The 24,479-nt window shown below is 73.5% G+C and carries 23 protein-coding genes; 12 read left to right on the top strand and 11 right to left on the bottom strand.

The annotated features are described in order from the left end of the window. Window positions 1-27: 27 nt before the first annotated feature. Entirely contained in the window at window positions 28-1,053 is a 1,026-nt protein-coding gene (locus DEJ46_RS04965) for a LacI family DNA-binding transcriptional regulator (protein WP_150264349.1), read from the top strand. Window positions 1,054-1,150: 97 nt separating this feature from the next. Here DEJ46_RS04965 and DEJ46_RS04960 read toward each other — a convergent pair whose 3' ends face one another. The 6 genes from DEJ46_RS04960 to rhaI all read right to left on the bottom strand — a co-directional run bounded on the left by DEJ46_RS04960 (window position 1,151) and on the right by rhaI (window position 8,746). After that, window positions 1,151-1,795, bottom strand: coding sequence for a lactate utilization protein C (locus DEJ46_RS04960; RefSeq protein WP_150264348.1), 645 nt, complete (start codon window positions 1,793-1,795; stop codon window positions 1,151-1,153). Beyond that, complete coding sequence (locus DEJ46_RS04955; RefSeq protein WP_150274113.1) at window positions 1,792-3,201, bottom strand: LutB/LldF family L-lactate oxidation iron-sulfur protein; 1,410 nt, start codon at window positions 3,199-3,201, stop codon at window positions 1,792-1,794. The genes DEJ46_RS04960 and DEJ46_RS04955 overlap by 4 nt, the downstream gene beginning before the upstream one ends. A 65-nt stretch (window positions 3,202-3,266) precedes the next feature. Beyond that, complete coding sequence (locus DEJ46_RS04950) at window positions 3,267-3,983, bottom strand: (Fe-S)-binding protein (RefSeq protein WP_150264347.1); 717 nt, start codon at window positions 3,981-3,983, stop codon at window positions 3,267-3,269. Then, window positions 3,983-5,422, bottom strand: coding sequence for a rhamnulokinase (locus DEJ46_RS04945; RefSeq protein WP_150274112.1), 1,440 nt, complete (start codon window positions 5,420-5,422; stop codon window positions 3,983-3,985). The genes DEJ46_RS04950 and DEJ46_RS04945 overlap by 1 nt, the downstream gene beginning before the upstream one ends. A 68-nt stretch (window positions 5,423-5,490) precedes the next feature. Beyond that, on the bottom strand, window positions 5,491-7,536 hold the full coding sequence (locus tag DEJ46_RS04940; RefSeq protein WP_150264346.1) for a bifunctional aldolase/short-chain dehydrogenase: 2,046 nt from the start codon (window positions 7,534-7,536) through the stop codon (window positions 5,491-5,493). 43 nt (window positions 7,537-7,579) lie between these two features. Further along, the gene (gene rhaI / locus DEJ46_RS04935) at window positions 7,580-8,746 is read right to left on the bottom strand and encodes an L-rhamnose isomerase (RefSeq protein WP_150264345.1); all 1,167 of its coding nucleotides are present in this window, start codon (window positions 8,744-8,746) and stop codon (window positions 7,580-7,582) included. 169 nt (window positions 8,747-8,915) lie between these two features. Between rhaI and DEJ46_RS04930 the strand changes: the two genes are divergently transcribed. Continuing rightward, a complete protein-coding gene (locus DEJ46_RS04930; RefSeq protein ID WP_150274110.1) occupies window positions 8,916-9,236 on the top strand; it encodes an L-rhamnose mutarotase in 321 nt (106 codons plus the stop codon). A 104-nt stretch (window positions 9,237-9,340) separates the two neighbouring features. Next, the gene (locus DEJ46_RS04925) at window positions 9,341-10,378 is read left to right on the top strand and encodes a LacI family DNA-binding transcriptional regulator (RefSeq protein ID WP_150264344.1); all 1,038 of its coding nucleotides are present in this window, start codon (window positions 9,341-9,343) and stop codon (window positions 10,376-10,378) included. Window positions 10,379-10,400: 22 nt separating this feature from the next. On the opposite strand, the gene xylA is transcribed toward DEJ46_RS04925, so the two are convergent. Further along, window positions 10,401-11,570 carry a xylose isomerase gene (xylA, locus tag DEJ46_RS04920; RefSeq protein WP_150264343.1) on the bottom strand — a complete coding sequence of 390 codons (1,170 nt, stop codon included), beginning with the start codon at window positions 11,568-11,570 and terminating at the stop codon, window positions 10,401-10,403. Between the two features lie 137 nt (window positions 11,571-11,707). Here xylA and xylB point away from each other — a divergent pair, with 137 nt between their 5' ends. The 4 genes from xylB (at window position 11,708) to DEJ46_RS04900 (ending at window position 14,827) form a co-directional block, all read left to right on the top strand. Next, complete coding sequence (gene xylB, locus DEJ46_RS04915) at window positions 11,708-13,249, top strand: xylulokinase (RefSeq protein ID WP_150264342.1); 1,542 nt, start codon at window positions 11,708-11,710, stop codon at window positions 13,247-13,249. Window positions 13,250-13,618: 369 nt separating this feature from the next. Then, entirely contained in the window at window positions 13,619-13,873 is a 255-nt protein-coding gene (locus tag DEJ46_RS39675; RefSeq protein ID WP_223834510.1) for a hypothetical protein, read from the top strand. A gap of 74 nt (window positions 13,874-13,947) precedes the next feature. Beyond that, on the top strand, window positions 13,948-14,331 hold the full coding sequence (locus DEJ46_RS04905; RefSeq protein WP_150264341.1) for a VOC family protein: 384 nt from the start codon (window positions 13,948-13,950) through the stop codon (window positions 14,329-14,331). Between the two features lie 109 nt (window positions 14,332-14,440). Beyond that, complete coding sequence (locus tag DEJ46_RS04900; RefSeq protein ID WP_150264340.1) at window positions 14,441-14,827, top strand: VOC family protein; 387 nt, start codon at window positions 14,441-14,443, stop codon at window positions 14,825-14,827. A 103-nt stretch (window positions 14,828-14,930) separates the two neighbouring features. Here DEJ46_RS04900 and DEJ46_RS04895 read toward each other — a convergent pair whose 3' ends face one another. After that, window positions 14,931-15,800, bottom strand: coding sequence for a GNAT family N-acetyltransferase (locus tag DEJ46_RS04895; RefSeq protein WP_150264339.1), 870 nt, complete (start codon window positions 15,798-15,800; stop codon window positions 14,931-14,933). Between the two features lie 172 nt (window positions 15,801-15,972). Between DEJ46_RS04895 and DEJ46_RS04890 the strand changes: the two genes are divergently transcribed. Continuing rightward, window positions 15,973-17,247 (top strand): serine hydrolase domain-containing protein, encoded by a 1,275-nt coding sequence (locus DEJ46_RS04890; RefSeq protein ID WP_190622443.1) that lies wholly within the window; start codon window positions 15,973-15,975, stop codon window positions 17,245-17,247. Window positions 17,248-17,311: 64 nt separating this feature from the next. Here the strand turns inward: DEJ46_RS04890 and DEJ46_RS04885 are convergent, their stop codons facing one another. Then, entirely contained in the window at window positions 17,312-18,247 is a 936-nt protein-coding gene (locus DEJ46_RS04885) for a ketopantoate reductase family protein (protein ID WP_150264338.1), read from the bottom strand. After that, complete coding sequence (locus DEJ46_RS04880) at window positions 18,244-18,813, bottom strand: winged helix-turn-helix transcriptional regulator (protein ID WP_150264337.1); 570 nt, start codon at window positions 18,811-18,813, stop codon at window positions 18,244-18,246. The genes DEJ46_RS04885 and DEJ46_RS04880 overlap by 4 nt, the downstream gene beginning before the upstream one ends. A gap of 80 nt (window positions 18,814-18,893) precedes the next feature. On the opposite strand from DEJ46_RS04880, the gene DEJ46_RS04875 reads away from it, so the two are divergent. Next, the gene (locus tag DEJ46_RS04875; protein ID WP_150264336.1) at window positions 18,894-20,111 is read left to right on the top strand and encodes an ROK family transcriptional regulator; all 1,218 of its coding nucleotides are present in this window, start codon (window positions 18,894-18,896) and stop codon (window positions 20,109-20,111) included. 47 nt (window positions 20,112-20,158) lie between these two features. On the opposite strand, the gene DEJ46_RS04870 is transcribed toward DEJ46_RS04875, so the two are convergent. Continuing rightward, complete coding sequence (locus DEJ46_RS04870) at window positions 20,159-20,977, bottom strand: MBL fold metallo-hydrolase (RefSeq protein ID WP_150274106.1); 819 nt, start codon at window positions 20,975-20,977, stop codon at window positions 20,159-20,161. 193 nt (window positions 20,978-21,170) lie between these two features. On the opposite strand from DEJ46_RS04870, the gene DEJ46_RS04865 reads away from it, so the two are divergent. The 3 genes from DEJ46_RS04865 to DEJ46_RS04855 all read left to right on the top strand — a co-directional run bounded on the left by DEJ46_RS04865 (window position 21,171) and on the right by DEJ46_RS04855 (window position 24,465). Next, a complete protein-coding gene (locus DEJ46_RS04865) occupies window positions 21,171-22,691 on the top strand; it encodes an ABC transporter permease (RefSeq protein ID WP_150264335.1) in 1,521 nt (506 codons plus the stop codon). Window positions 22,692-22,732: 41 nt separating this feature from the next. Continuing rightward, complete coding sequence (locus DEJ46_RS04860; protein WP_150264334.1) at window positions 22,733-23,431, top strand: ABC transporter ATP-binding protein; 699 nt, start codon at window positions 22,733-22,735, stop codon at window positions 23,429-23,431. Between the two features lie 161 nt (window positions 23,432-23,592). Further along, the gene (locus DEJ46_RS04855; RefSeq protein ID WP_150264333.1) at window positions 23,593-24,465 is read left to right on the top strand and encodes an alpha/beta fold hydrolase; all 873 of its coding nucleotides are present in this window, start codon (window positions 23,593-23,595) and stop codon (window positions 24,463-24,465) included. Window positions 24,466-24,479 lie beyond the last annotated feature (14 nt).

Genomic DNA, 24,479 nt, shown 5'->3' with positions numbered 1-24,479 from the left:
GGAAACACACAGCATGGGCACAGCAACATGAGCACAGCAGCGGGAAGGCGCCGCCCTGCGACCATCCACGACGTGGCCCGCGAGGCCGGGGTCTCGCGCGGCACCGTCTCCCGTGTCCTCAACGGCGGCCACTACGTCAGCCCGTCGGCGAAGGCCGCCGTCGACGCGGCGATCCGCAGAACGGGATACGTCGTCAACCGGCACGCCCGCTCGCTGATCACCGGCAAGTCCGACTCGGTCGCCTTCCTCCTGACCGAGCCGCAGGAGCGGTTCTTCGAGGACCCCAACTTCAACGTCCTGCTGCGCGCCTGCACCCAGGCCCTCGCCGCCCAGGACATCCCGCTCCTCCTGATGATCGCGGGCACCGAGGACGAACGCCGCCGCAACCTCCGCTACATCGAGGCCGGCCACGTCGACGGCGTCCTCCTCGTCTCCAGCCACTCCGGCGACCCCGTCGTGGCCCGGCTGCACGAGGCCGGTGTGCCCGTCGTCGCCTGCGGAAAGCCGCTCGGCCAGACCGCCAAGATCGGCTACGTCGCCGCCGACGACCGTGACGGCGCCCGCGACATGGTGCGTCACCTCCACGCCTCGGGGCGGCGGCGGATCGCCACCGTCACCGGCCCGCTCGACACCCCGGGCGGCGTCGAGCGCCTCGCCGGCTACCGCGAGACGCTCGCCGAGGTCGGACTCCCCGTCGACGAGAACCTCGTCGCCACCGGCGACTACAGCCGGGCGAGCGGTGAGGACGCGGCCCGCGTCCTCCTGGAGCGCGCTCCCGACATCGACGCCGTCTTCGTCGCCTCCGACCTGATGGCGCAGGGCGTCCTCGACACCCTGGCCCGCGCGGGCCGGCGCGTCCCCGAGGACATCGCCGTGGGCGGCTTCGACGACTCCCCGGCGGCCCTCTCCAGCCGCCCCTCGCTCACCACGATCCGCCAGCCGTGGGACCGCATCAGCACCGAGATGGTGCGGACGCTCCTCGCCCGGATAGCGGGCGAGGAACCCGCGGCGGTCATCCTGCCCACGGAGCTCGTCCGCCGGGAATCGGCGTAGCGAACGGACGTGGAGAACGGGCGCGACGAACGGTCGTGGCGAACGGTCGTGGCGAACGGGAACGGCCTGGCTCCTTCGGGGGCCCGGCCGTTCGGCGTCAGTCGCCGGTCACCAGGATCACTTCCAGGGTGCGCGGGCCGTGGACGCCTTCGACCCGGTCGAGCTCGATGTCGCTCGTCGCGGACGGCCCGGAGATCCAGGTGAGCGGACGCCCCGGGTCGAGCCGGGGGAGCGCCAGCGGCACCGAGGCCACCACCTGCTCCGGCGCCAGGACCACGCAGACGTGCAGGTCGGGGACGAGGGTGAGGGCGCGGCGGCCCTGCCCGGGACCGCCGTCGAGGACGATCGTGCCGGTCTCGGCGATCGCCAGCGCGCAGCCCGTGACCACGGCGTCGACGCCGTCGAGTTCGTACGGGGTGAGCCGGGGCTCGTCGGGCCGCCGGACGGCGTCCGTGGCGGCGAGCCACGCCTCGGGCAGCCCGGGCGGGACGGCGATGCTCCGGGCACCGCGCTCCGCGAGCCGCTCGGCGACCAGGGCGGCGAGGTCGGCGGGGGCCGTGCGGTGGACGTGGGCGCGGTAGTCGGCGAGGTTCTCGTGGAGCAGGCCGAGGACGGCCGCGGGGTCGTCCGCGGTGTGGCTCGTCCGGTAGTCGCGGGCGACGGCGGGGGCCTCGGGCGCGTTCGCGACGGCCGCGCGGACCCGGGCGAGGATCCGCTCGCGTGCGGAGACGGCGTCGGTCATGAGCGGTTCTTCCTCCACCAGTCGCGGAACGGTTCGGCGGGCAGTTCGGGCAGGTCCCGGTGGTCGGACCACTGCCGGGCGCCGGGGCCCGGCAGGCGCTTCGGGTGGACCTTGCGGGTCGCGGACGCCAGCCGCTCACCGGCGGCCAGGACGTTCGGACGGTCGAGGATCCAGGAGGCGGCCTTGATCGCGGCCTTCTCCAGCCGGTGGCCGCTCCCGCCCTCCTCGGCGACCCGCTCGCGCAGGTGCACCAGGACCTCGGGGATGTCGATGGCGACCGGGCACACTTCGTAGCAGGCGCCGCACAGCGAGGAGGCGTACGGCAGTGACGCGTCGATCTCGCTGCTGGTGCCCCGGAGTTGGGGGGTGAGGATGGCGCCGATCGGCCCGGGGTAGACCGAGCCGTACGCGTGGCCGCCGGCCCGCTCGTACACCGGGCAGACGTTGAGGCAGGCCGAGCAGCGGATGCAGCGCAGCGCCTGGCGCCCCACCTCGTCGGCCAGGGCGTCCGTACGGCCGTTGTCGAGGAGCACCAGATGGAAGGCGCGCGGCCCGTCCTCGTCGGCCGTGCCGGTCCACATGCTGGTGTACGGGTTCATGCGCTCGGCCGTCGACGAGCGGGGCAGCGTCTGGAGGAACACCTCCAGGTCCCGCCAGGTCGGCACCACCTTCTCGATCCCGACGACGGAGATGAGGGTCTCGGGCAGGGTCAGGCACATGCGGCCGTTGCCCTCGGACTCGACGACGACCAGGGTGCCGGTCTCGGCGACCATGAAGTTCGCCCCCGAGATCCCCACCTTGGCCCGCAGGAACTTCTCCCGCAGGTGCAGGCGGGCCGCCTCCGCGAGCTCGGCCGGGGTGTCGCTCAGCCCCTCCGGTGCCGGGCGGCCCCAACTCCCCATCTTCTCCTTGAAGATGTCGCGGATCTCGCCACGGTTGCGGTGGATGGCCGGGACCAGGATGTGCGAGGGGCGGTCCTCGCCGAGCTGCACGATGAGCTCGGCGAGGTCCGTCTCGTAGGCGGCGATGCCCTCGGCCTCCAGGTGTTCGTTGAGCCGGATCTCCTGGGTGGCCATCGACTTGACCTTGACGACCTCCGTCTCGCCCGTGGCCCTGACCAGAGCGGCGACGATCCGGTTGGCCTCCGCCGCGTCCGCGGCCCAGTGCACGGTGCCGCCCGCGGCCGTCACCGCCGCCTCCAACCGGACCAGATACGTGTCCAGACGGCGGAGCGTCTCGTCCTTGATCCGCTTCCCTGCCTCCCGCAGCGCGGCCCAGTCGTCGAGCTCGGCCACTGCCCGCGCCCGCTTGTCCCGGATCGTGTGTGTCGCGTGCCGCAGGTTCGCGCGGAGGGTCGTGTCACCGACCGCGTCGTGCGCCGCCTTCGGAAAGGACGGCATCCCCATGAACGCCCTCCCGTCACCCGACCGCCGCCCCTCATCGAGCGCTGACGCGCGCACCTTCTTGTCACTCACCGCCAGGGCTCCTCTTCCGTGCTCGCCAGGATCTCCGCCAAGTGCAGGGCGCGCAGCGGGTCTTCCCGCCGTCTCAGCATGCCGCCGAGATGCAGCAGGCAGGAGTTGTCCGCGCCGCACAGCACCTCCGCCCCCGTGGACAGCGCGTTCGTGATCTTGTCGGCGCCCATGGCGGCCGACACGTCCGGGTTCTTCACCGCGAAGGTCCCGCCGAAGCCGCAGCACTCCTCCGCCCCCGGCAGCTCCACGAGCTCCAGACCCTTCACCGCCTCCAGGAGCCGCCGGGGCCGCTCGCCGAGCCCGAGCATCCGGAGCCCGTGACAGGACGGGTGGTACGTCACCTTGTGCGGGAAGTACGCGCCCACGTCCGTCACACCGAGCACGTCCACCAGGAACTCCGTCAGCTCGTACACGCGCGGACCGAGGGCCGCCGCCTCCGTGCCGAACGACGGGTAGTGGTGCCGCACCATCGCCGCGCAGGAGCCGGACGGGACGACGACGTACTCGTACCCCTCGAAGGCCCGGACCGTGCGCCGCACCAGCGGACCGGTCTCCTCCCGGTAGCCGGTGTTGAACTGCGGTTGCCCGCAACAGGTCTGCGCGGCGGGGAAGTCGACCTCCACGCCGAGCCGTTCGAGGAGCCGGACCGTCGCCACGCCCGTCGCGGGGAAGACGGCGTCGTTGACGCAGGTGACGAAGAGGGCGACGCGCATCACGGGTTCCTCGGGGACGGTTCGATTCGGGCGGCGGCCGCGTCCCAGGCGGCGCGGCCGGCGGGGTCCTTCCGCGGTACGTAGTGTCGCAGGGGCTGCGTCGCCGCGACGAGCCGACGCGTCGAGGGCAGGTCGCCGACGAGCCCCGCGGCCCGCGCCTGCACGAGGACGTTGCCGAGGGCCGTGGCCTCGACCGGGCCGGCGGCCACCGGCAGCCCGGTGGCGTCCGCCGTCCACTGGCACAGCAGCTCGTTGCGCGCCCCGCCGCCCACGAGATGGACCCGTGTGATCTCCCGGCCGGCCAGCTCGGCGGCCTGCCGCAGCGTCCTCCGGTGGGCCAGCGCCAGGCTCTCCAGGACGCAGCGGACCACCGCTCCCGGGCTCTCGGGTGCCCGCTGCCCGGACCCGCGGCAGTGGGCCCGTATCCGCTCCGGCATGTCGCCCGGGGCCAGGAACTCCGGTGCGTCCGGGTCGACGAGCGCCGCGAAAGGCTCCGCCCGCGCCGCCGCCGCGAGCAGGTCGGGCAGGCCGGATGGCGCCTGCCCCTGCCCCTGTGACGCCCACGCCCGGCGGCACTCCTCCAGGAGCCACAGGCCCATGATGTTCCGGAGGAATCGGACGGTGCCGTCGACACCGCGCTCGTTGGTGAAGTTGGCGGCCCGGGACTCCTCGGTGAGCACCGGGCCGTCCAGCTCCAGTCCCGCGAGCGACCAGGTGCCGCAGGACAGATAGGCGAAGTCCGGGGCGGTGGCCGGGACGGCGACCACGGCCGACGCCGTGTCGTGCGAAGCGACCGTCGTCACCCGGGTCCGGGCGTCGAGCCCGGTGAACTCTACGACGTGAGGGAGGAGTTCGCCCGCCGGGTCGCCGGGGGAGCGGAGCGGCGGCAGCAGCCCGGCATCCACCCCGAGCCTGCCGAGCAGCTCCGTGGACCAGGTGCCCGCGCGGGCGTCGAAGAGGCCCGTGGTGGAGGCGTTGGTCTCCTCGGCCCCGAGCGTCCCCGTCAGCCAGTGGACCATCAGGTCCGGCATCAGCAACAGCGTTCCCGCCGCCGCCAGTTGGGTGCTGCCGGTGGCGGCGGCGAGCTGGAAGACGGTGTTGAACGGCAGGTGCTGGAGGCCGGTGACCCGGTACATCTCCGCCGGGCCGACCCGCGCCCACACGGCCTCGGCGGCTCCCTCGGTGCGCGCGTCGCGGTAGTGGTACGGAACGCCGAGGAGGGCGCCGTCCGCGTCGAGGAGCCCGTAGTCCACGCCCCAGGTGTCGACGCCGACGGAGGCGACCCCGCCGGAGCGGGCGGCCGCGCGCAGTCCGTCCAGGACGCCCCGGTAGAGGCCGAGGACGTCCCAGCGCAGCCCGTCCGGCAGACGGACCGGCGTGTTGGGGAAGCGGTGCGCCTCGGTGAGGTCGAGGGTCCCGGGGCCGACGCGGCCGAGCATCACCCGCCCGCTGGTGGCCCCGAGATCCACGGCAGCGAAGACGTCGCGGGGCCGGGTGGTCGACCCGCTCACCGGAGGAACGCGGCGGCCACGCCCGCGTCCACCGGGACGTGCAGGCCGGTCGTATGGCTGAGGTCGCCGCCGGTGAGCGCGAACACCGCGTTGGCGACGTGCTCGGGCAGCACCTCCCGCTTCAGCAGCGTCCGCTGGGCGTAGAAGGCACCCAGATCCTCCTCCGCGATGCCGTACGTGGCGGCCCGCCGGGCTCCCCAGCCGCCGGCGAAGATGCCCGATCCGCGTACCACACCGTCCGGGTTGACGCCGTTGACCCGGATGCCGTGCTCACCCAGCTCGGCTGCCAGGAGCCGCACTTGATGGGCCTGGTCGGCCTTCGTGGCGGAGTAGGCGATGTTGTTCGGGCCGGCGAAGACCGCGTTCTTGGAGACGATGTAGACGATGTCGCCGCCCAGCCCCTGGGCCGTCATCACCCGTGCCGCCTCCCGGGAGACGAGGAACGAACCCCGCGCCATGACGTCGTGCTGGACGTCCCAGTCCTTCGCCGTCGTCTCCAGGAGCGACTTGGAGAGGGAGATGCCCGCGTTGTTCACGACCAGGTCCACCCCGCCGAAGGCGAGCAGCGCCGACCGGAAGGCCGCGCCGATCCGCTCCTCCGACGTCACGTCCACGGCGACCGCCACCGCCTTGTCCGGCCCGCCCAACTCCTCCGCCACGACAGCCGCGTTGGCGGCGTCGAGGTCGGCGACCACCACGCACGCGCCCTCCGCGACCAGCCGGTGTGCGATCGCCCGGCCGATGCCACTGCCCGCGCCCGTCACGAGCGCGACCCTGGTCGCGAGCGGCTTCGGTCGCGGCATCCTCCGCAGCTTCGCCTCCTCCAGCTCCCAGTACTCGATGCGGAACTTCTCCGACTCCTCGATCGGCGCGTACGCCGAGACCGCCTCCGCCCCGCGCATCACGTTGATCGCGTTGACGTAGAACTCGCCCGCCACCCGTGCCGTCTGCTTGTCGCGCCCGAAGGAGAACATGCCGACGCCCGGGACGAGGACGATCGCCGGGTCGGCGCCCCGCATGGCGGGGGAGTCCGCGGCGGCGTGGCGCGCGTAGTACGCCGCGTACTCCTCGCGATAGGCGGTGTGCAGCTCCCGCAGTCGCTCGACCGCCAGGTCGAGGGGCGCGTCGGCCGGCAGGTCGAGGACGAGCGGCCGGACCTTCGTCCGCAGGAAGTGGTCGGGGCAGGACGTGCCGAGGGCGGCGAGCCGCGGGTGCTCGGCACGGGCGAGGAAGTCGAGGACCGCGTCGGAGTCCGTGAAGTGCCCGACCTGCGGACGGTCCTGCGAGGCGAGCCCCCGGACGTACGGGGCGAGCGCGGCGGCCCGCTCCCGCCGCTCGGCCTCGGGCAGCGGCGCGTACCCCTCGACGGCCGGGCCGAAGGGCTCCGGGCGGCCCCGCTCGACGAGGAAGGCCTCGGCGGTGCGGATGATGTGCAGCGCGTTGCGCTCGCACTCCTCGGAGGTCTCGCCCCAGGCGGTGATGCCGTGGCCGCCGAGGACGACGCCGATCGCCGCCGGGTGGGCCGCCTTCACCGCGGCGATGTCCAGGCCCAGCTGGAATCCGGGGCGCCGCCACGGCACCCACACCACCGTGTCGCCGAAGCACTCGGCGGTCAGCTTCTCCCCGTCGGCCGCGCAGGCGAGCGCGATCCCCGCGTCCGGGTGGAGGTGGTCGACGTGGGCCGCGGGCACCAGGCCGTGCATGGCGGTGTCGATGGACGGGGCCGCGCCCCCCTTCCCGTACAGGCAGTGGTCGAAGGCGGCGACCATCTCGTCCTCGCGCTCGACGCCCGGGTAGACGTCGACGAGCGCGCGCAGCCGGTCGAGCCGCAGCACCGCGAGCCCGTCCTCGGTGAGCGTGCCCAGGTCGCCGCCGGATCCCTTGACCCACATGAGGTCGGTCGGGCCGCCGGTCACGGGATCGGTGACGGAGCCCTTCGCGGAGGCGTTGCCGCCGGCGTAGTTGGTGGTACGGGGGTCGGCGCCGAGCCGGTGCGCACGTCCCAGGAGAGAGGTGACGGCGAGGGGTGTGGCCGGGGTCATGTGGTCTTCCTTCGGGCGGGAGGTGAACGGAGAGCGAGGGGGGCTACGCGCCCCAGCCGGCCTGGTCCCCGCCGACGCGCTCGGCGGCGATCCGCTCCTGCCGTCCGGAGCGGAGGTAGGCGGCGACCGGGTCCGGGTCGAGGCCCCGCTCCTCGCGCAGCGCGCGCAGCAGGGGCCGTACGTCGGTGTCGTAGGCGTCCATCAGGACGGCGTTGGCGGCGAGCACGTCCCCGTCCCGCTGGGCGGCGGCCAGGGCGTCGCCGTCGACGAGCAGTGCCTTGGCCGTGGCCTCCTGGACGTTGGCCACCGAGCGGATCACCGCGGGCACCTTCGCCTCGATGTTGTGGCACTGGTCGAGCATGAAGGCGACGTTCGCCGCCGGTGCGAGGCCGCCGTTGCGGACGACCTCGTGCATGATCCGGAAGAGCTGGAAGGGGTCGGCCGCGCCGGCCATCAGGTCGTCGTCCGCGTAGAAGCGCGAGTTGAAGTCGAAGCCGCCGAGCCTCCCCTCCCGCAGCAGCAGGGCGACGATGAACTCGATGTTGGTGCCGGGCGCGTGGTGGCCGGTGTCCACGACCACCTGCGCCCTGGGACCCAGCTTGAGGCAGTGCGCGTAGGCCGTGCCCCAGTCCGGCACGTCGGTCGTGTAGAAGGCCGGCTCGAAGAACTTGTACTCCAGGAGCATCCGCTGCCCCTCGCCGAGCCGCTCGTACACCTCGGCGAGGCATTCCGCGAGCCGCTCCTGCCGGGCGGTGACGTCGTCCTGCCCGGGGTAGTTCGTGCCGTCCGCGAACCACAGCTTCAGATCGGCCGAGCCGGTCGCGTCCATGATGTCGACGCAGTCGAGGAGATGGTCCACGGCGCTGCGGCGCACGGCGGCGTCCGGGTGGCAGACACTGCCGAGCCTGTACGTGTCGTCCTGGAAGGTGTTGGAGTTGATCGCGCCCAGTTCGAGCCCGCGCTCCTTCGCGTACGAGGCGAGGGCCACGTAGTCGTCGACCCGGTCCCACGGGATGTGCAGCGACACCTTCGGGGCGACGCCCGTGAACGTCTGGACCTGGGCCGCGTCGTCGAGCTTCTCGTAAGGGGTCCGGGGCACGCCCGGCTGCGCGAAGACCTTGAACCGGGTCCCGGAGTTGCCGTAGCCCCAGGAGGGCGTTTCGATCCGCTGGGCGGCGAGTGCGGCCTTCACGGCAGCGATGTCGGGCATGTCCACCTCAGAGTCCTCGGAGCCATGAAATGAATCGATTCATTATGGGGGGGAAGCTAGCCATAGCCCGGTGTGTCGTCAAGACTCTTGACCATGGAGGCGCTCACGTCCTAGCGTCGCGATCCTGAGAAATGAAACATTTCAGTCACACGAGGAGCGGAGGGTGAACATGCAGCGGGTCTGTTTCCTGCTGAAGGTCCGGGCCGAGCGGGCGGACGAGTACCGCGCACGCCACGAGCACGTCTGGGCCGACATGCTCGCGGCGCTCTCCGCCGCCGGCTGGCACAACTACTCCCTCTTCCTGCGCGAGGACGGGCTGCTCGTCGGCTACCTGGAGACCCCGGACTTCGACCGGGCGCGCGCGGCGATGGAGGCCGCCGAGGTCAACGCCCGCTGGCAGGCCGAGATGGCGGAGTTCTTCGAGGAACCGGACGGGCGGGCGCCCGACGCGGCGATGCGCCCGCTGACCGAGGTCTTCCACCTCGCGTGAGCGGAGGGGGAGGGCGGGCAGGTGGGGCCGCATAGGATGAAACGCGGGGCGGAAGCCCACCCGGACCGGGTGGCGGCAGGGGCAGGACGGACCAGGTGGGACGGATGACGGACACCGCGCGGACGGTCGGGACCGTCGGCATCAAAGACGTGGCACGCGAGGCGGGCGTCTCCGTCGGCACCGTCTCCAATGTGATCAACCAGCCGGACCGGGTCTCGCCCGCGACGCTCCAGCACGTGCGGCGGGTCATCGCCCGCCTCGGCTACGTCCGCAGCGAGTCGGCCCGCCAGCTGCGCGCCGGGCGCAGCAGGATCATGGCCCTGCTCGTCCTCGACATGGGCAACCCCTTCTTCGTCGACATCGCCCGGGGAGCCGAGCGCACCGCCCGCGCCGCCGGCCTCGGCGTCATGGTCTGCAACAGCGACCAGAACCCGGCCGACGAGGCCGACTACCTCTCCCTCTTCGCCGAGCAGCGCGTCCGGGGCGTCCTCGTCACGCCCGCCGACCCCAGCGGCGCGAACCTCCGGGAGTTCCGCCGCCACGGCATCCCCTCCGTGCTCGTCGACCGCGTCGCGGGCGACGGCGCCGGCTGCTCGGTCTCCGTCGACGACGTCGTCGGCGGCACCCTCGCGATCCGCCACCTCGCGGCGGCGGGACACCGCTCCTTCGCCTATGTCAGCGGCCCGTCCCACCTCCAGCAGATCCGCGACCGGCGCGAGGGCGCCCTCCTCGCGCTCGCCGAGGCCGGCCTGCCCGCCTCGGCCCTCCGGGAGCTCCCGGCCGAGCGCCTCGACGTGGCCTCCGGGCGCGACGCCGGCGCCCGCCTGCTCGGCCTCTCCGAGCGGCCGACCGCCGTCTTCTGCGCCAACGACCTGCTGGCCCTCGGGGTCCTCCAGTCGCTGTACGCGGCCGGGGTCCGGGTCCCGGAGGACATGGCCATCGTCGGCTACGACGACATCGAGTTCGCGGCGGCCGCGACCGTACCCCTGACCTCCGTGCGGCAGCCGGCGGTCACCCTCGGGGCGAAGGCCGCCGAACTGCTCCTGGAGGAGACCGGCGAGCGGGCGGACGAGCACCGGCACGAACACGTGGTGCTCCAGCCGGAGCTGGTCGTCCGCCGCTCGACTCTCGCCACGCGCTGACGCCCGCCCGCTCCTCGGAGGCTCAGCGGACGCCGAGGAGGTGCTCCAGGGCCAGCTGGTCGAGGTGCTCGAAGGCCATCGAGCGGGCGGCCGCCGCGTCCGCGTCGAAGGTCTCGTACGCCGTGGGGTCGGCGAGCAGCGCGGCGAGGCCGTCGGCGGCCGTGGGCACGGCGAGCTCGGGCAGTCGTGAGGCGGTCAGCGCCCCCTGGACGTCGGGGTCGGCGCGGAAGGCGGCCGCGCGCTCCTTCAGGATCAGGTAGTTGCGCATGCAGTTCTTCGCGGACTCCCACACCCCGTCGAAGCCGTCCGTGCGGACGGGCTTGAAGTCGAAGTGGCGCGGGCCCGTGTACCCGGCCGTCTCCAGGAGGTCCACCAGCCAGAAGGCCTGGCGCAGATCGCCGGCCCCGAAGCGGAAGTCCTGGTCGTACTTGATGCCCGACTGGCCGTTGAGGTCGATGTGGAAGAGCTTGCCCGCCCACAGCGCCTGCGCGATGCCGTGCGGGAAGTTGAGCCCGGCCATCTGCTCGTGACCCGTCTCGGGGTTCACGCCGACGAGCTCGGGGCGCTCCAGGCGCTCGATGAAGGCGAGGGCGTGCCCGATGGTGGGCAGCAGGATGTCGCCGCGCGGCTCGTTCGGCTTGGGCTCGATCGCGAAGCGCAGGTCGTAGCCCTGCTCGGTGACGTACTCCCCGAGGAGGTCGAAGGCCTCCTTCATCCGGTCGAGCGCGACCCGGACGTCCTTGGCGGCACCGGACTCGGCGCCCTCCCGGCCGCCCCAGGCCACGTACACGGTCGCGCCGAGCTCGACGGCCAGGTCGATGTTGCGGAGGGTCTTGCGCAGGGCGAAGCGGCGCACGTCCCGGTCGTTGGCGGTGAAGGCGCCGTCCTTGAAGACGGGGTGGGTGAAGAGATTGGTCGTCGCCATGGGGACCGCGAGCCCGGTCCGCTCCAGCGCCGCGCGGAAACGCTTGACGGCGGTGTCGCGCTCATCCTCCGAGGCGCCGAAGGGGATGAGGTCGTCGTCGTGGAACGTGATGCCGTACGCGCCGAGGGCGGCGAGCCGTTCGACGGCCTCGACCGGGTCCAGGGCGGGGCGGGTGGCCTCGCCGAAGGGGTCGCGGCCCTGCCAGCCGACGGTCCAGAGGCCGAAGGTGAAGCGGTCCTCGGGGGTGGGGGAGAAGAGCTCCGGCACGATGTGTCCTTCCCTTGCTCTCGTGATTTGTTATCTGAGATAACTAATACGGGATGAGGGTGCCGCGACGCCAGACCCGCATCCGGGGCAATCAGCGAAAAACACGAGAAGACGACCCAGAGAGATGAGGTGAGGGCGTGCCCACGCGCACCAGCCGCTCCGTCGTGATCGGCGTGGACAGCTCGACGCAGTCCACCAAGGCCGTTGCCGTCGACACCGTGACCGGTGAGCTCCTCGCCGTCGGCCGCGCCCCGCACACCGTCACCGGGGAGGGCGGCGCGCGGGAGAGCGACCCCGAGGAGTGGTGGACCGCCCTCACGACGGCCGTCCGTGCGGCGGTACGGGACGCGGGCGTCCCGGCGTCCGCCGTCACCGGCATCGCGGTCGCCGGACAGCAGCACGGCCTCGTCACGCTCGGCGCCGACGGCCGGCCCCTGCGCCCGGCGCTGCTCTGGAACGACACCCGCTCCGCGCCGGAGGCCGCCGCCCTCGCCGCCGGGCTCGGCGGGCCGAAGTCCTGGCTGGAGCGCACCGGTTCGGTGCCCGTCGCCTCCATGACCGCCGCGAAGTGGCAGTGGCTGTGCGAGCACGAGCCGGCGCACGCCGCCGCGGCCACCGGGGTCCGCCTCCCGCACGACTACCTCACCGAACGCCTGACGGGCCACGCGGTCACGGACCCCGGGGACGCGTCGGGGACGTGCTGGTACGGAAGCGGTGGCGGCGCCGAAAGCGGCGGGGTCAGGGGAAGCGCCAGGGGCACAGGAAGCGGCGGCGGCTACGACCCCGAGATCCTGGACCTCCTCGCTCTCGACCCGGCCCTCCTGCCCGCCGTCGCCCCCTCCGGCGCCACCCGCGTCGGCACCCTCACCGCGGCCGCGGCGGAGGCCCTCGGACTGCCCCGTACGGTCGTCGTCGCCGCCGGCACCGGCGACAACATGGCGGCGGCCGTCGGCCTCGGCCTCGGCGGCGCGGGCCTGCTCGACCACCCGGTGGTCAGCCTCGGCACCTCCGGCACGGTCTTCGCCGCCACCCGCACCAGGCCGGCCGACCCCGGGCTGGCCGGCTTCGCAGCCACCGACGGCACGTACCTTCCGCTCGGCTGCACCCTCAACTGCACGCTCGCCGTCGACCGGTTCGCCGCCCTCTTCGGCCTCGACCGCGAGGACGCGGTGCCGGGCGGCGACGCGGGGGTCGTGGTCCTGCCGTACCTGGACGGCGAACGCACCCCCGACCTGCCGCACGCCGCCGGTCTCGTCACCGGCCTGCGCCACACCACCGACCCGCGCGCGATCCTCGGCGCCGCCTACGAGGGCGCGGCCTTCACCGTCCTGCGCGCCCTCGACGGACTCCTCGCCGCCTGCGGCCTCGACCTGACGGACTCCGCGGTACGTGACCGTCCGCTGCGCCTGATCGGGGGCGGCGCGCGCGGCAGGACCTGGACCGACACCGTACGCAGGCTCTCCGGGCGGCCCCTGGTCGTCCCCGCCGCCGAGGAACTCGTCGCCCTCGGCGCCGCCGCCCTGGCCGGGGGCGCGGTGACCGGCGAGGACCCTGTGGCTCTGGCCCACGCCTGGGGCACGGGCGCGGGTGAACTCCTGCCGCCGCTGGCACGCTCCGCGGAGACGTGGGACCGGATCGCCGGAGTCCTCACGGCGGCGAGCCCGGGCCCTCTGCGCTGACCTGCCGGGAACAGGAGTTCTGCAAGGTCGGCGGTTTCCACGATCAGCAGACCAAGGGGGAGTCGTATGTCCCAGTTCTCGGCACCGGGCGCGGTGGCGGTGGCCGTGGCCCTGGCCGTACTCGGTGTGGGCTGCGGTGCCGACGACGCGAGCGGCACGCGTGAGACGGCCCGCGCGGCCGGGTCGCCCGGGTCGGCCGGGACGACGGCTTCGGCTTCGGCTTCGGCCGACGAGGAGCCCGGCGCATCGCCCGCGGAGGGGTCCGGGTCCGGGACAGGTGCTCCGGACGCCTCCTCGACCCCCGGGGACACGCCCCCCCGAACGGGTCCGCGACGCCTTCGCCGGGCTCCAGGCGACCCTGAACGACTCGTGCGGCACCCCGGCAACTGCGAGTCCTTCCTGGGAAGGGTCCATGACGAACTCCACCGCCTGGACCGGGCCATGAAGGCGGACCCGAAGGGGCCCGGGCACTTCCCCGAGCCGATCGCGCTGATCGAGAAGCTCGACGGAGAGCTGGACGGCGACCGTTCCTTCGAGAACCTGAAGAAGCACCGGAGCCTGTTGACCGGCACGCGCGACCGGATCACCACCTGGATGCAGGACCACCCCGACGACTACCGCTGACGCCGGGCTGCGACGAGCCCTGAGAACGACGATCGGTGCCGACAATTCCACGGCCCTCTCCTTAGACTGACGGCATGGCATGCCGCATCAGCGAACTGGTCGTCGACTGCGTGGACCCGGCCCGGCTCGCCGTGTTCTGGAGCGAGGTCCTCGGCTACGTCGAACTCGGCCGGGAGGACGACGGAAGCATCGAGATCGGGCCGCCGGACACCGGCTTCGGGGGCCCGCAGCCCACCATGATCCTCAGCCCGAGCAGCGACCCGCGCACCGGGAAGCTCCGCCTGCACATCGACGTCAACCCCACGGACCGGGACCAGGACGCCGAGCTGGCGCGCCTGCTCGCGCTCGGCGCCAGACCCGCCGACGTGGGCCAGGACGGCACCGAGAACTGGCACGTCCTGGCCGACCCGGAAGGCAACGAGTTCTGTCTCCTGCGCGCCCGGATCCCGACCGTGTGACCACACCGGAGTCGCACCGAGCACTTGATCGTCGACTTCCCGACCTGCATGATCATCTGGCTCCGGCACGGCCGGACCCGAACCACCTTCCAGAACGGGGATCCCACACATGCGAGTCAAAGCCTTCGACCACCTCGTACTCAACGTGACCGACGTCGACAAGGCGCTCGACTTCTACACCGGTGCGCTGGGCCTCGCTCCCGAGCGGGTCGAGGAGTGGCGGGCCGGCAAGGTCCCCTTCCCGTCCGTGCGCATCGACGAGGGCACGGTCATCGACCTCTTCTCGCGTCCGCGCGGCGAGTCCAACGTCGACCACATCTGCCTGGTCGTGGATCCCCTTGACTGGCAGGAGGTCATCGACTCCGGGACGTTCGACGTCCTGGAGGGCCCCGTCCCGCGCTGGGGCGCGCGCGGTTCGGCCCAGTCGGTCTACGTGAAGGACCCGGACGGCAACACGGTCGAACTGCGCTGGTACCCGCAGGACGCCGAGGCCTGAGGGCCGGGCGAGACGGAAGCAGGCGGCTGCCACCTCGCCGGGGGACCGGCGAGGTGGCAGCGGTGCAAACGGCTGGACAGCGCGCGGGCGCCGAGGGCGCGCCCTACGACGCCTGCCGGCACCGGTCCCGGACCTCGGGGGCTTTGCGGAAGCCGGCCGACTCGTAGGTGGCGACGGCGCCGGTGTTCGCGCTCGGGGTGCAGACGAGCGCGGTCGACGCGCCCAGCTCCCGGAGGGCGGCCGCCGCGGCGAGGCTGATCGCCCGGCCGTGGCCGCGGCCCCGATGGGCCCGGTGCACGCCCAGCGGTTCGAGCAGTCCGGGCCTGCCCGGGCCGGCCGACCACACCGTCACCGCCGCCACGGCCTCTCCCTCGTCGTCGTACGCGACGAGGCACCGGGCGTCGGCGAACGGCAGTCCGGCCGCCATCGCGTGCCAACGGTCCTCCGTGAACGGCGACCCGTCGAACGCCGCCCGGTGGACGGCGGCGTACACGTGCGCCTGCTCCGGCCGGGCCACCTCGATCCGTACGCCCGGGTCGGGCACCCGTTCGGAGAGGTCACGGCGCAGGGGCGTCCACGGCTCGTCGGTGTTCCAGCCGCGTTCGGACAGCAGCTCCTGGACCAGGGCATCCGTCGGTGTGTCGATGCTCGCCCGCCCCTCGGGCAGTACCCCGCGCTCCGGCGCGGTCACGTCCTCGACCAGGCGCCGCGCCAGCTCCTCGTCCCGCCGTGCGTCCGGCGCGATCGTCAGGCGCAGCAGCCCGGGGCCGTCCAGCAGCCCGACGGCGAGAATCCGTCCGTCCCGGCTCCACGTCCTGACCGCGGCGGCGGTCGCTTCCCCACCCGACCGCCAGAACCAGCCCACGTCCCCCGGATGCAGCTGGAACGGCGCACCGTCGTCCTGCCATTCCCGCAGCGCGCCCACAGCGCGACCCAGTCCGTCGACTTCCGGCGTACCCGACACGATTCCCATGCCCCGATCACACCGCACGGCACCGTCGGTCCGCACCCCGGTTTCCGCCGGGCCGCCTCCGCGTGACGTTGCGTCCGAACGGCGTCAGGCGTCTGCCCCGCACGGGCGCGTCCGGCGTCGTGTGCGGAGTGTTCCGGCAGGCGCCGACCGTGATCCGGACATGGTGCGGCCCATGACACGCACCCCCTTCCGTACCCGGACGCTGCCCCGTACGCGTCCCCGGGCGGGCGCCCGCAGGGCCCTGCTCGGCGCCGCCCTCCTCGCCGTCACCGTCCAGACGACCGCCGCCGCGCCCGTGTCCGCCGAGGAGCCCGGCGGCCGTTCCGGACACGGTGGGCGCGACTGCGTGCGGACCGAGGACCCCCGCGACGACCGGGCCCGCCGGATCCTGGCCGTCACCCGCAAGGCCAAGAAGGACCTCCGCCTGAAGGCCGTGCAGCTGCGGGTCACCGTCGACGGGCGCGAGGTCGTCACCGACGCGCTGGGCGAGTCCATGACGGGTGTCCCGGCCGAGCCGGACATGCACTTCCGCGCCGGCTCCGTCGCCTTCGCCCACATCGGAACGGCCCTCCTCCGGCTCGTCGAGGAGAAGAGGGTCCGGCTCGACGACACCGTGGAGCGCTGGCTGCCCGACCTGCCCAAGGCCGACAGGATCACCCTGCGGATGCTGGCCACCAACACCACCGGCCTCCACGACTACGTCACGGACCCGGCCTTCCTCGCCGAACTGGAGGCCCACCCCTTCCGCGCCTGGACCCCGGAGGAGCTGGTCGCGTACCCCCTCCGCCACTCGTTCTGGTACGAGCCGGGGGCCAGTTGGAGCTACTCCCACGCCAACTACGTACTCCTGGTAGCCGCGTTGGAGAAGATCACCGGAGTACGGATCGACCGGCTCGTGAGGGAGAAGGTCACCGGCCCCCTCGAACTGCGCGACACGCAGAACAACTTCACCCCCGACACCCCGCGACCCGCCCTCCACGCCTTCACCTCGGACCGGGGCTTCTACGAGGAGTCCACCTTCTGGAACCCCTCGTGGACCACCGCGCCCGGCGCCGTCATCACCACCCACATCTGCGACCTGGCCCGCTCGGCCCAGGCCATCGGCAGCGGCGAGCTCCTCTCGCCCCGCTCCTACCGCACCCTGCTCGACCCCGGCACGGTCGGCCTCGGCGGCGCGACCGAGAAGTGCCCCGCCTCGATCTGCCTGAAGCAGACCGAGGCCAAGCACTTCGGCCTCGGCGTCATCGTGATCAACGGCTGGGTGATCCAGAACCCGTCCTTCTCGGGGTACGCGGCGATCCAGGCATACCTCCCGTCCGAACGTCTCGCCATCGCGGTCTCCGCCACGAAGACCGCGACCACGCCCGACGGCAACATGGCCCAGGCGGTCGCCGAGCTCATCGCGGCGGAACTCGCGCCGGGCACGCCGCTGGACGACCTCGCCTGACGGCGCGGCGCCCAGGCCGACGGGCCCGGCCCGTCGGCCTGGCCCGTCGGCCCGGGGATTCGGCCTACTGGCCGGCCGCCGACGCGCCGACCCGGCGCTGGTGGACCCGCAGGTGCAGGGTCGCCAGGTCGAGCAGCGGGGTCGCCACACCGAAGTCGCGCGCACGGCCGGTCAGATCGCCGAAGAGGTGCTCGACCTCGGTGGGGTGCCCCGCCGTCAGATCGCGGTAAAGGGACGGCACCATCGGCGAGCCCGGCGCGGACACCACGGCGAGCGTCGCCGCCCGCTCCGCCTCCGGTACGGGATGGCCCGCCGCGGCGGCGACCGCGGCGGCCTCGTCCAGGACCGCGGGTCCGAGCGCGGGCCCGCCCGGGGTGTCGTACACCTCGCCGACGGTGCCGCGCATCAGGCTCGTCACGGCGCCGAAGGTCGTGATGAAGACCCACTTGTGCCACATCGCCGTCACGACCCGCTCCGGCACCGGCGCGTCGATCCCCGCCGCTTCGAGGACGGCCCTGATCCGCTCCACGCGCGGGGAGACCGTGCCGTCCTGCTCACCGAAGGCCAGATGGGCGAGCGGGGCCAGCCGCCGGATGTCACCGGTCGCGTCGAGCGTCGTGACGACCTTGGCCACCCCGCCGAGGACGGCGGGCGCGCCGAACCGGGCGTTGAGGACGTCGATGTGGGCGAGGCCGTTGAGGAGCGGGACGACGGCGGTGTGGGGGCCGACGGCCGGCGCGACGTCCTCGACGGCCCGGTCGAGCCCGGTGGACTTCACCGAGAGCAGGACGAGGTCGTACGGGCCGGTCAGTTCGTCGGCCGTGACGAGCCGCGGAGCGACGACCCACTCCTCGTCCCTGCCGACGACCCGCAGCCCGCGCTCACGCAGCGCGGCGGCGCGGGCCGGGCGGACCAGGAAGGTGACGTCCTGCCCGGACCGGGCGAGCAGTGCGCCGAAGTAGCCACCGGTGGCACCGGCGCCGACGACCAGGATCTTCATGGGTGCGAACCTCTCGTGGTGCGCCGCTGGGGCGCGGTGGTGAGCAGGGGGGTGAGCAGCCGGTGCGGGCGGGCGAGCGCCGCCGTCACCGGGTCGGCGCCCTCGGCCGGGGGCGGGAGCCCCGGACCGGGGGCGACCAGGACGTCTCCGACGGGTACGGCCGTTCCGCAGCCGGTGCAGTGGCCCTCGGGGCCGATGGGGGCCTCGTCGCCGACGTGCCGGAAGACGCGGCGCGGGCCGCCCTCCGCCGCGTAGAACTCCTCGCCCCAGGCGGTGAGCGCGCGGACGGCCGGCCAGAGGGCGATCCCCTTGGGTGTCAGGACGTAGACCTCGCGGCGGCCGGCGCCCGTCTCGGGCCGCCGGTCCAGGACGCCTGCCTCGACGAGGGCGGCGAGCCGGTCGGTGAGGACGGCCCGGGGGACCGCGAGGTGCGCCGCGAACTCCCCGAACCTCCGGACCCCGTAGAAGGCGTCGCGCAGGATGAGCAGCGTCCAGCGCTCGCCGACGATCTCCATGGAGCGGGAGAGGGCGCAGGTCTGGCCGCGGTAGTCGCGCGGAAGCGTCATGGGGAGACCGTAACCGAAAACAGTTCGGTCACCGAACTGTTTTCGGGTGAGCGAAAGGGACGACTAGGCTTTTGCTCACCATGAACCAGCCCACGGAACCCAAGGCCGACAAGTCGGGAGTGCGCCGGCACAACCTGAGTCTCGTCCTGCGGACCGTCCACGAGGCGGGCGAGACGACCAGGGCCGCCGTCGCCGCCCGCGTCGGACTCACCCGGCCCGCGGTCTCCTCGCTCGTCGAGCAGCTCCTCGACCTCGGCTTCCTCGTCGAGTCGGGCAAGACGTTCAGCGGGCAGGCGGGCCGGCCGGGCACCGTGCTGAAACCGGCGGACACCGGTCCCGCGGGACTCGGCGTCGAGGTCAACATCGACTACGTGACGGTCTGCGTCGCCGACCTGACCGGCACCGACCGCGTCCGGCGCAGCGAGCGCCTCGACAACCGCGCGGCCGACGCGGCCGAGGTCCTGGACCGGGCCGCCCGCATCGCGGCGGAAGCCCTCGACGAGGCGGCAGCAGTGGGGCTGGTTCCGGCCGGAGCCGGGCTCGCCCTGCCCGGGCTCGTCACCCGCGGGACCGTCCGGCAGGCGCCCAACCTCGGCTGGAACGAGGTGGCCGCCGAGCGCCTCTTCGGCGAGGCCCTCGCCGCGCGGCGCCCCGGCACCGGCGGCCCGGCGGGCCTGGCCCTGACCTCCGACAACGAGGCCAACATGGCGGCCCTCGCCGAGCTGTGGTTCGGCGCGCTCGGCGACCTGCGGACCTTCCTGCACCTGACCGGCGAGATCGGCGTCGGCGGCGCGATCGTCGTCCGCGGTGAACTCCTGCGCGGCGCACACGGCTTCGCCGGCGAGATCGGCCACCTGGTCGTCGACGCCGAGGGCCCCCGCTGCCGCTGCGGATCACGCGGCTGCCTGGAGCAGTACGCGGGCCAGGCCGCGCTGCTGCGGGCGGCGGAGGCCTCCGACGTCGCGGAGCTCGTACGCCGTGCCGAGACCGGGGACCCGCGCACGCTCGGCGCGCTCGCCGAGGCGGGCCGCATGCTCGGCCGCGCCCTGTCGGGCGCCGTGAACCTCCTCGACCCCGAGGCCGTCGTCCTCGGCGGCATCTACCCGCTGCTCATGCCCTGGCTCGCCCCGGCCGTCGCCGAGGAACTCTCCGCCCGCGTCGTCTCGGGCCTCTGGCCCCCGGACTCCGCCCGCCTCCGCGCCGCCTCCCCGACGTCCGACGCGGCCCGGGGCGCGGCGGCCCTCGTCCTCCACGACGTCCTGTCGGACCCGCTCGCCTACGCCACGACGGTCGCCTGACGCTCCTCAAGGAGGGACTCGGCGGGTGACCGGGACACCGCCGGTGATCAGGACCCGGACGGTTCGACGAACGGGCGGGTCAGGTGGGCCGTCGCCAGCACCGCGCCGCGTTCGACGGCCCGCGCGAGCAGCTTCTCGCGGGAGGCCCGCGCCGTCGCGGGATCGCGTTCGTGGGCGTACGCGACGGCCGGTGCGGCGAGCTGGACGGCGTGGACGAGGAGGTCGCCGGTGACCAGGACGTCCCGGCCGTCGGCGTGCTCGACGAGGACCGACTGGTGGCCGGGTGTGTGCCCCGGCGTGGGCAGCAGCGTGACACCCGGGCGGAGCCGGTGCACGCCGTCGACCTCGTGCAACCGACCGGCGGCCCGCAGTGGTTCGACGACCCAGGACCACACCGGGTCGCTCCGGTCGAGCGCGGCCGTCTCCGCGCTCTGGACGACGTACCGGGCGTCCGGGAAGAAGGGCCGCCCCGAGGCCTCGGCGGCCCAGCCCGTGTGGTCCTCGTGCAGGTGCGTCAGGACCACGGTGTGGATGTCGCGCCGGTCGATCCCGGCCTCCGCGAGCAGGTCCGGCAGCCGGCCCGGGACGGGGCACCAGGGCGCTCCGGGACCCTCCGCGGGGCCCACGCCCGCGTCGATCAGGGTCCAGCCCGTGCCGCCAGGGTCGGCGACGGCGAAGCACCGGAAGTCCAGCCGCCAGGCTCCGTCGGGCCCGACCGAGCCCGGGTCCAGGGCGGCGGCGGCCGCCCAGTCGGCCGGGCGCGCCCCGGGGAACGCGTCCCGCGCCGGCTTGAAGAACATCCCGGTGGCGTCGAGCAGCGCGGTCACCGGACCCTGCCGTGCCGCGTCCGGCGGCACCGGCCGCATCGGACCCTCGTGCGCCGTTCCCGGCCTGACCGTTCCCCCGTTGTCGGACATGGCGCCGACTCTGCCACCGGGAGGTCCGGCCTGCCCAGGGAACCGGCCGATTCCCTGGGCAGGCCCACGAGGCTGACGTGCTCTCATCCGGCTCTCACGCGGGCCTTATCCCACCATCACACGCCGCTCCTACCTTCGCGCCATGTTCTTCACCTACCTCCGGCGCGAGCTGCGCCGCCGCAGAAAGGCGGCGCTCGTCGTCGCCTCCGGGCTCGCGCTCGGGATCGCGCTGGTCATCGTCGTCAACTCCGTCTCCTCCGGCATGAAGGTCGCCCAGGGCAAGGTGCTCGAGTCCCTGTACGGGCTCGGTACGGACCTGACGGTGACCAAGGCCCAGGAGCAGCTCCAGGAGGGAGCGCGGCCGCAGCGACCCCGGTTCGAGTTCGAGGGCCAGGAGGAGGGGGAGGAGAAGCAGAGCAGCGACCGCCTGATGGTCCAGGGCTTCCAGACCCTCGCGGACTCCACCGTCGCCACGGTCGCGAAGCAGCAGGGTGTCGACCGGGCGGTGGGCGGTCTGAGCCTCGTCAACCTCAAGATCGACGGCGAGTTCACGCGCGGCCGGATCCAGCGCGGCGAGCAGCAGCCCGGGCAGCAGGCGCAGCCCGCCCAGCCCGGCCCGTCCGTTCAGCCGGGTGATGCCACCGGCGGCGGCTCGGGCGGTCCCGGCGACACGGTCACCGGCGGCGGCGCCGCCTTCGACGTCGACTCCTTCACGATCTACGGCACCGACGTCACGGCCCCCGACCTCGGCCCCCTCACCACCTCCACCGTCTCCACGGGCCGCACCTTCAAGACCACCGAGACCGACGCGAAGGTCGCCGTCCTCGACAGTGCCTACGCCCAGCAGGAGGGGCTCGCGGTCGGCGGGAAGCTGGCGGTCAAGGGCGTGTCGTTCGAGATCATCGGGATCGCGACCGCCGACAGCGGCCAGTCGGCCGCCCAGGTCTACCTGCCCCTGAAGCAGGCGCAGACGCTCTCCGCCTCCACCGGCAAGATCACCACGATCTACGTGAAGGCCACGGATTCGACGAAGATCGAGGCGGTCAAGACGGCCATCCAGAAGAACGTCTCCGGCACGACCGTCACCACCTCGGCCGACCTCGCCCAGACGGTCTCCGGCTCCCTGGACACCGCCGCGAACCTCGCCTCCACCATGGGCAAGTGGCTCTCGTACGCGGTGCTCCTCGCCGCGGTCGTCGTCGCCGGCCTGCTCACCTCCTCGGCGGTCGGCCGCCGCGTCCGCGAGTTCGGCACGCTCAAGGCGCTCGGCTGGACGAGCGCCCGCGTCACGCGCCAGGTCGTCGGCGAGGCCCTCGTCAACGGCGTCGTCGGCGGCGCCCTCGGCATCGCGGCCGGCCTCGCCGGAGCGTACGCGGTCACCGCCGTCAGCCCGAACCTCACTGCCGAACTCGGCGCGAGCGTCGGCGGCTTCGCCGGGCGGGGCGGCGGCGGGATGGTCTTCGGCGGAGCCGCCGGCGGCCCCGGCGGAGCCCGTACGGCCGTCGGCAAGACCATCGACATCGCCCTCACCGCCCCCGTCGGCGTGGCCACCGTCGGTCTCGCCGTGCTCCTGGCCCTCGGCGGCGGTCTCGTCGCGGGCGGCTTCGGCGCGTGGCGCGCCTCGCGCCTGCGCCCCGCCGACGCGCTGCGCCGCGTCGAGTAGTCGCCCGCCCGCACCGCACCACCTCACACAGGAGTCCCACCATGTACGAACTCATCGGCGTCACCAAGCAGTACCGGCGCGGCCGGACCAGAGTCGACGCACTCGCCGGCGTCGACCTCGCCATCGGACAGGGGGACCGACTGGTCATCCAGGGCCCCACGGGCGGCGGCAAGTCCACCCTGCTCCAGATGCTCGGCGGCCTCGACCGCCCCACCTCCGGCAGCGTCCTCCTCGACGGCACCGACCTGGCGCAGCTCTCGGAGCGCCGCCTGACGGCCGTACGCGGCCAGAACATCGGCTTCGTCTTCCAGAGCTTCAACCTCATCCCCACCCTCACCGCCCTGGAGAACGTGGAGACCGCGCTGGTCCCGCTCGGTGTCAAGGCCGCCGACCGCCGCGACAGGGCGGCCGAGGCTCTGGACTCGGTCGGGCTCGGCGAGCGCCTCGGGCATCTGCCGTCCGAGCTCTCCGGCGGCCAGCAGCAGCGCGTGGCCATCGCCCGCGCCCTGGTGAAGCGGCCGAAGGTGCTGCTCGCCGACGAACCGACGGGCAATCTCGACGAGTCGATGCGCGACGAGATCGTCGACCTCCTCGAAGGGCTCTGCGAGGAGCACGGTCTGACCTTCGTCATGGTCACGCACGACAGCGCTGTCGCCCGCCGCGCGCCCCGCCTGGCCACGATCCGCAAGGGCCGGATCACCGTGAAGGAGAACCGCCCGGTGGGCCGAGCGGTGGAGTGACCGGGTGAGCGGCTGAGACGGGGATCACCCCACCGTAGCGGTGTTCGGCATTGCCGAACACCGTTACGGTGTCCGGGCGTCAGTGTCCGGAGTGCGCAGTCACGAGTCACACGGTCACGATTCACGAGTCACGCGTTTCGCGTTACGAGTCAGGAGCCGCGATGTTCACCTTCACCTCCCGCGACGGGATCGCCATCCACGTCCACACGTGGCTCCCCGAGGGGGAGGCGCGGGGCGTCGTGCAGATCGCGCACGGCATGGGCGAGCACGCCGCCCGTTACGCCCCGCTCGCCGAGCATCTCACCGGCCTCGGCTTCGTCGTCTACGCGGGGGACCACCGCGGCCACGGACTCTCGATGCACGCGGGCGCGGGCCACTTCGGCGAGGACGGCTGGAACCTCCTCGTCGAGGACATCGCCGCCCTCACCCGGATCGCGCGCGACCGGCACCCCGGGGTGCCGGTGATCCTCCTGGGACACAGCATGGGCTCCTTCGCCGCCCAGCAGTACCTCCTGGACCACGCCGCCCTCGTCGACGGCGTCGCCCTCTCCGGGACGACGGCCGTGGACGGGCTGCTCGCGGGACTCGCGGAGGCCGCCCGGCAGGCCGCGGAGGCGGGCGTCGATGGAGGCGGGGTCTTCGACGCCTTCAACGCCGCCTTCGCGCCCAACCGTACGGAGGCGGACTGGCTCAGCCGTGACGAGAAGCAGGTCGACGCGTACCTCGCCGACCCGCTCTGCGGCTTCGCCGCCGACGACCGGGGGATGGCCGACATGGGGGCCGCGGCGGGCCGGCTCGCCGTACCCGAGGGCATCCCGGCGGGCCTGCCGGTCTACGTACTGGTCGGCGACCACGACCCGCTCAACGCCCGCCTCGCCCTCTCCGACCTGCTGGTCGCCCGCTACCGCGAGGCCGGGCTCACCGACCTCACGTACCGCAGCTACGAGGGCGCACGCCACGAGGTCCTCAACGAGACCAACCGGGACGAGGTCGTCGCCGACCTCACCGCCTGGATCGAACGCGTGGCGGGCTGATCCCGCTTCTCGTC

It is taken from the genome of Streptomyces venezuelae (assembly GCF_008642375.1).
Classification (GTDB): domain Bacteria; phylum Actinomycetota; class Actinomycetes; order Streptomycetales; family Streptomycetaceae; genus Streptomyces; species Streptomyces venezuelae_G.
Note: the sequence above shows the minus strand (reverse complement) of the source record. Positions and strands in the feature narration are given on the sequence as shown.

Bases quoted from the DNA above. Each gene is read 5' to 3' on its own strand.
- DEJ46_RS04880 (WP_150264337.1), bottom strand. From the start codon at position 18,813: ATGACGCTTCCGCGCGACTACCGCGGCCAGACCTGCGCCCTCTCCCGC.
- DEJ46_RS04930 (WP_150274110.1), top strand. From the start codon at position 8,916: ATGCAGCGGGTCTGTTTCCTGCTGAAGGTCCGGGCCGAGCGGGCGGAC.
- DEJ46_RS04940 (WP_150264346.1), bottom strand. From the start codon at position 7,536: ATGACCCCGGCCACACCCCTCGCCGTCACCTCTCTCCTGGGACGTGCG.
- DEJ46_RS04950 (WP_150264347.1), bottom strand. From the start codon at position 3,983: ATGCGCGTCGCCCTCTTCGTCACCTGCGTCAACGACGCCGTCTTCCCC.
- DEJ46_RS04945 (WP_150274112.1), bottom strand. From the start codon at position 5,422: ATGCTCGGCCGCGTCGGCCCCGGGACCCTCGACCTCACCGAGGCGCAC.
- DEJ46_RS04870 (WP_150274106.1), bottom strand. From the start codon at position 20,977: ATGCGGCCGGTGCCGCCGGACGCGGCACGGCAGGGTCCGGTGACCGCG.
- DEJ46_RS04865 (WP_150264335.1), top strand. From the start codon at position 21,171: ATGTTCTTCACCTACCTCCGGCGCGAGCTGCGCCGCCGCAGAAAGGCG.
- DEJ46_RS04925 (WP_150264344.1), top strand. From the start codon at position 9,341: ATGACGGACACCGCGCGGACGGTCGGGACCGTCGGCATCAAAGACGTG.
- DEJ46_RS04890 (WP_190622443.1), top strand. From the start codon at position 15,973: ATGACACGCACCCCCTTCCGTACCCGGACGCTGCCCCGTACGCGTCCC.
- DEJ46_RS04885 (WP_150264338.1), bottom strand. From the start codon at position 18,247: ATGAAGATCCTGGTCGTCGGCGCCGGTGCCACCGGTGGCTACTTCGGC.
- DEJ46_RS04855 (WP_150264333.1), top strand. From the start codon at position 23,593: ATGTTCACCTTCACCTCCCGCGACGGGATCGCCATCCACGTCCACACG.
- DEJ46_RS04900 (WP_150264340.1), top strand. From the start codon at position 14,441: ATGCGAGTCAAAGCCTTCGACCACCTCGTACTCAACGTGACCGACGTC.
- DEJ46_RS04875 (WP_150264336.1), top strand. From the start codon at position 18,894: ATGAACCAGCCCACGGAACCCAAGGCCGACAAGTCGGGAGTGCGCCGG.
- DEJ46_RS04960 (WP_150264348.1), bottom strand. From the start codon at position 1,795: ATGACCGACGCCGTCTCCGCACGCGAGCGGATCCTCGCCCGGGTCCGC.
- DEJ46_RS04965 (WP_150264349.1), top strand. From the start codon at position 28: ATGAGCACAGCAGCGGGAAGGCGCCGCCCTGCGACCATCCACGACGTG.
- rhaI (WP_150264345.1), bottom strand. From the start codon at position 8,746: ATGCCCGACATCGCTGCCGTGAAGGCCGCACTCGCCGCCCAGCGGATC.
- DEJ46_RS04905 (WP_150264341.1), top strand. From the start codon at position 13,948: ATGGCATGCCGCATCAGCGAACTGGTCGTCGACTGCGTGGACCCGGCC.
- DEJ46_RS04895 (WP_150264339.1), bottom strand. From the start codon at position 15,800: ATGGGAATCGTGTCGGGTACGCCGGAAGTCGACGGACTGGGTCGCGCT.
- DEJ46_RS04860 (WP_150264334.1), top strand. From the start codon at position 22,733: ATGTACGAACTCATCGGCGTCACCAAGCAGTACCGGCGCGGCCGGACC.
- DEJ46_RS04955 (WP_150274113.1), bottom strand. From the start codon at position 3,201: ATGGGGATGCCGTCCTTTCCGAAGGCGGCGCACGACGCGGTCGGTGAC.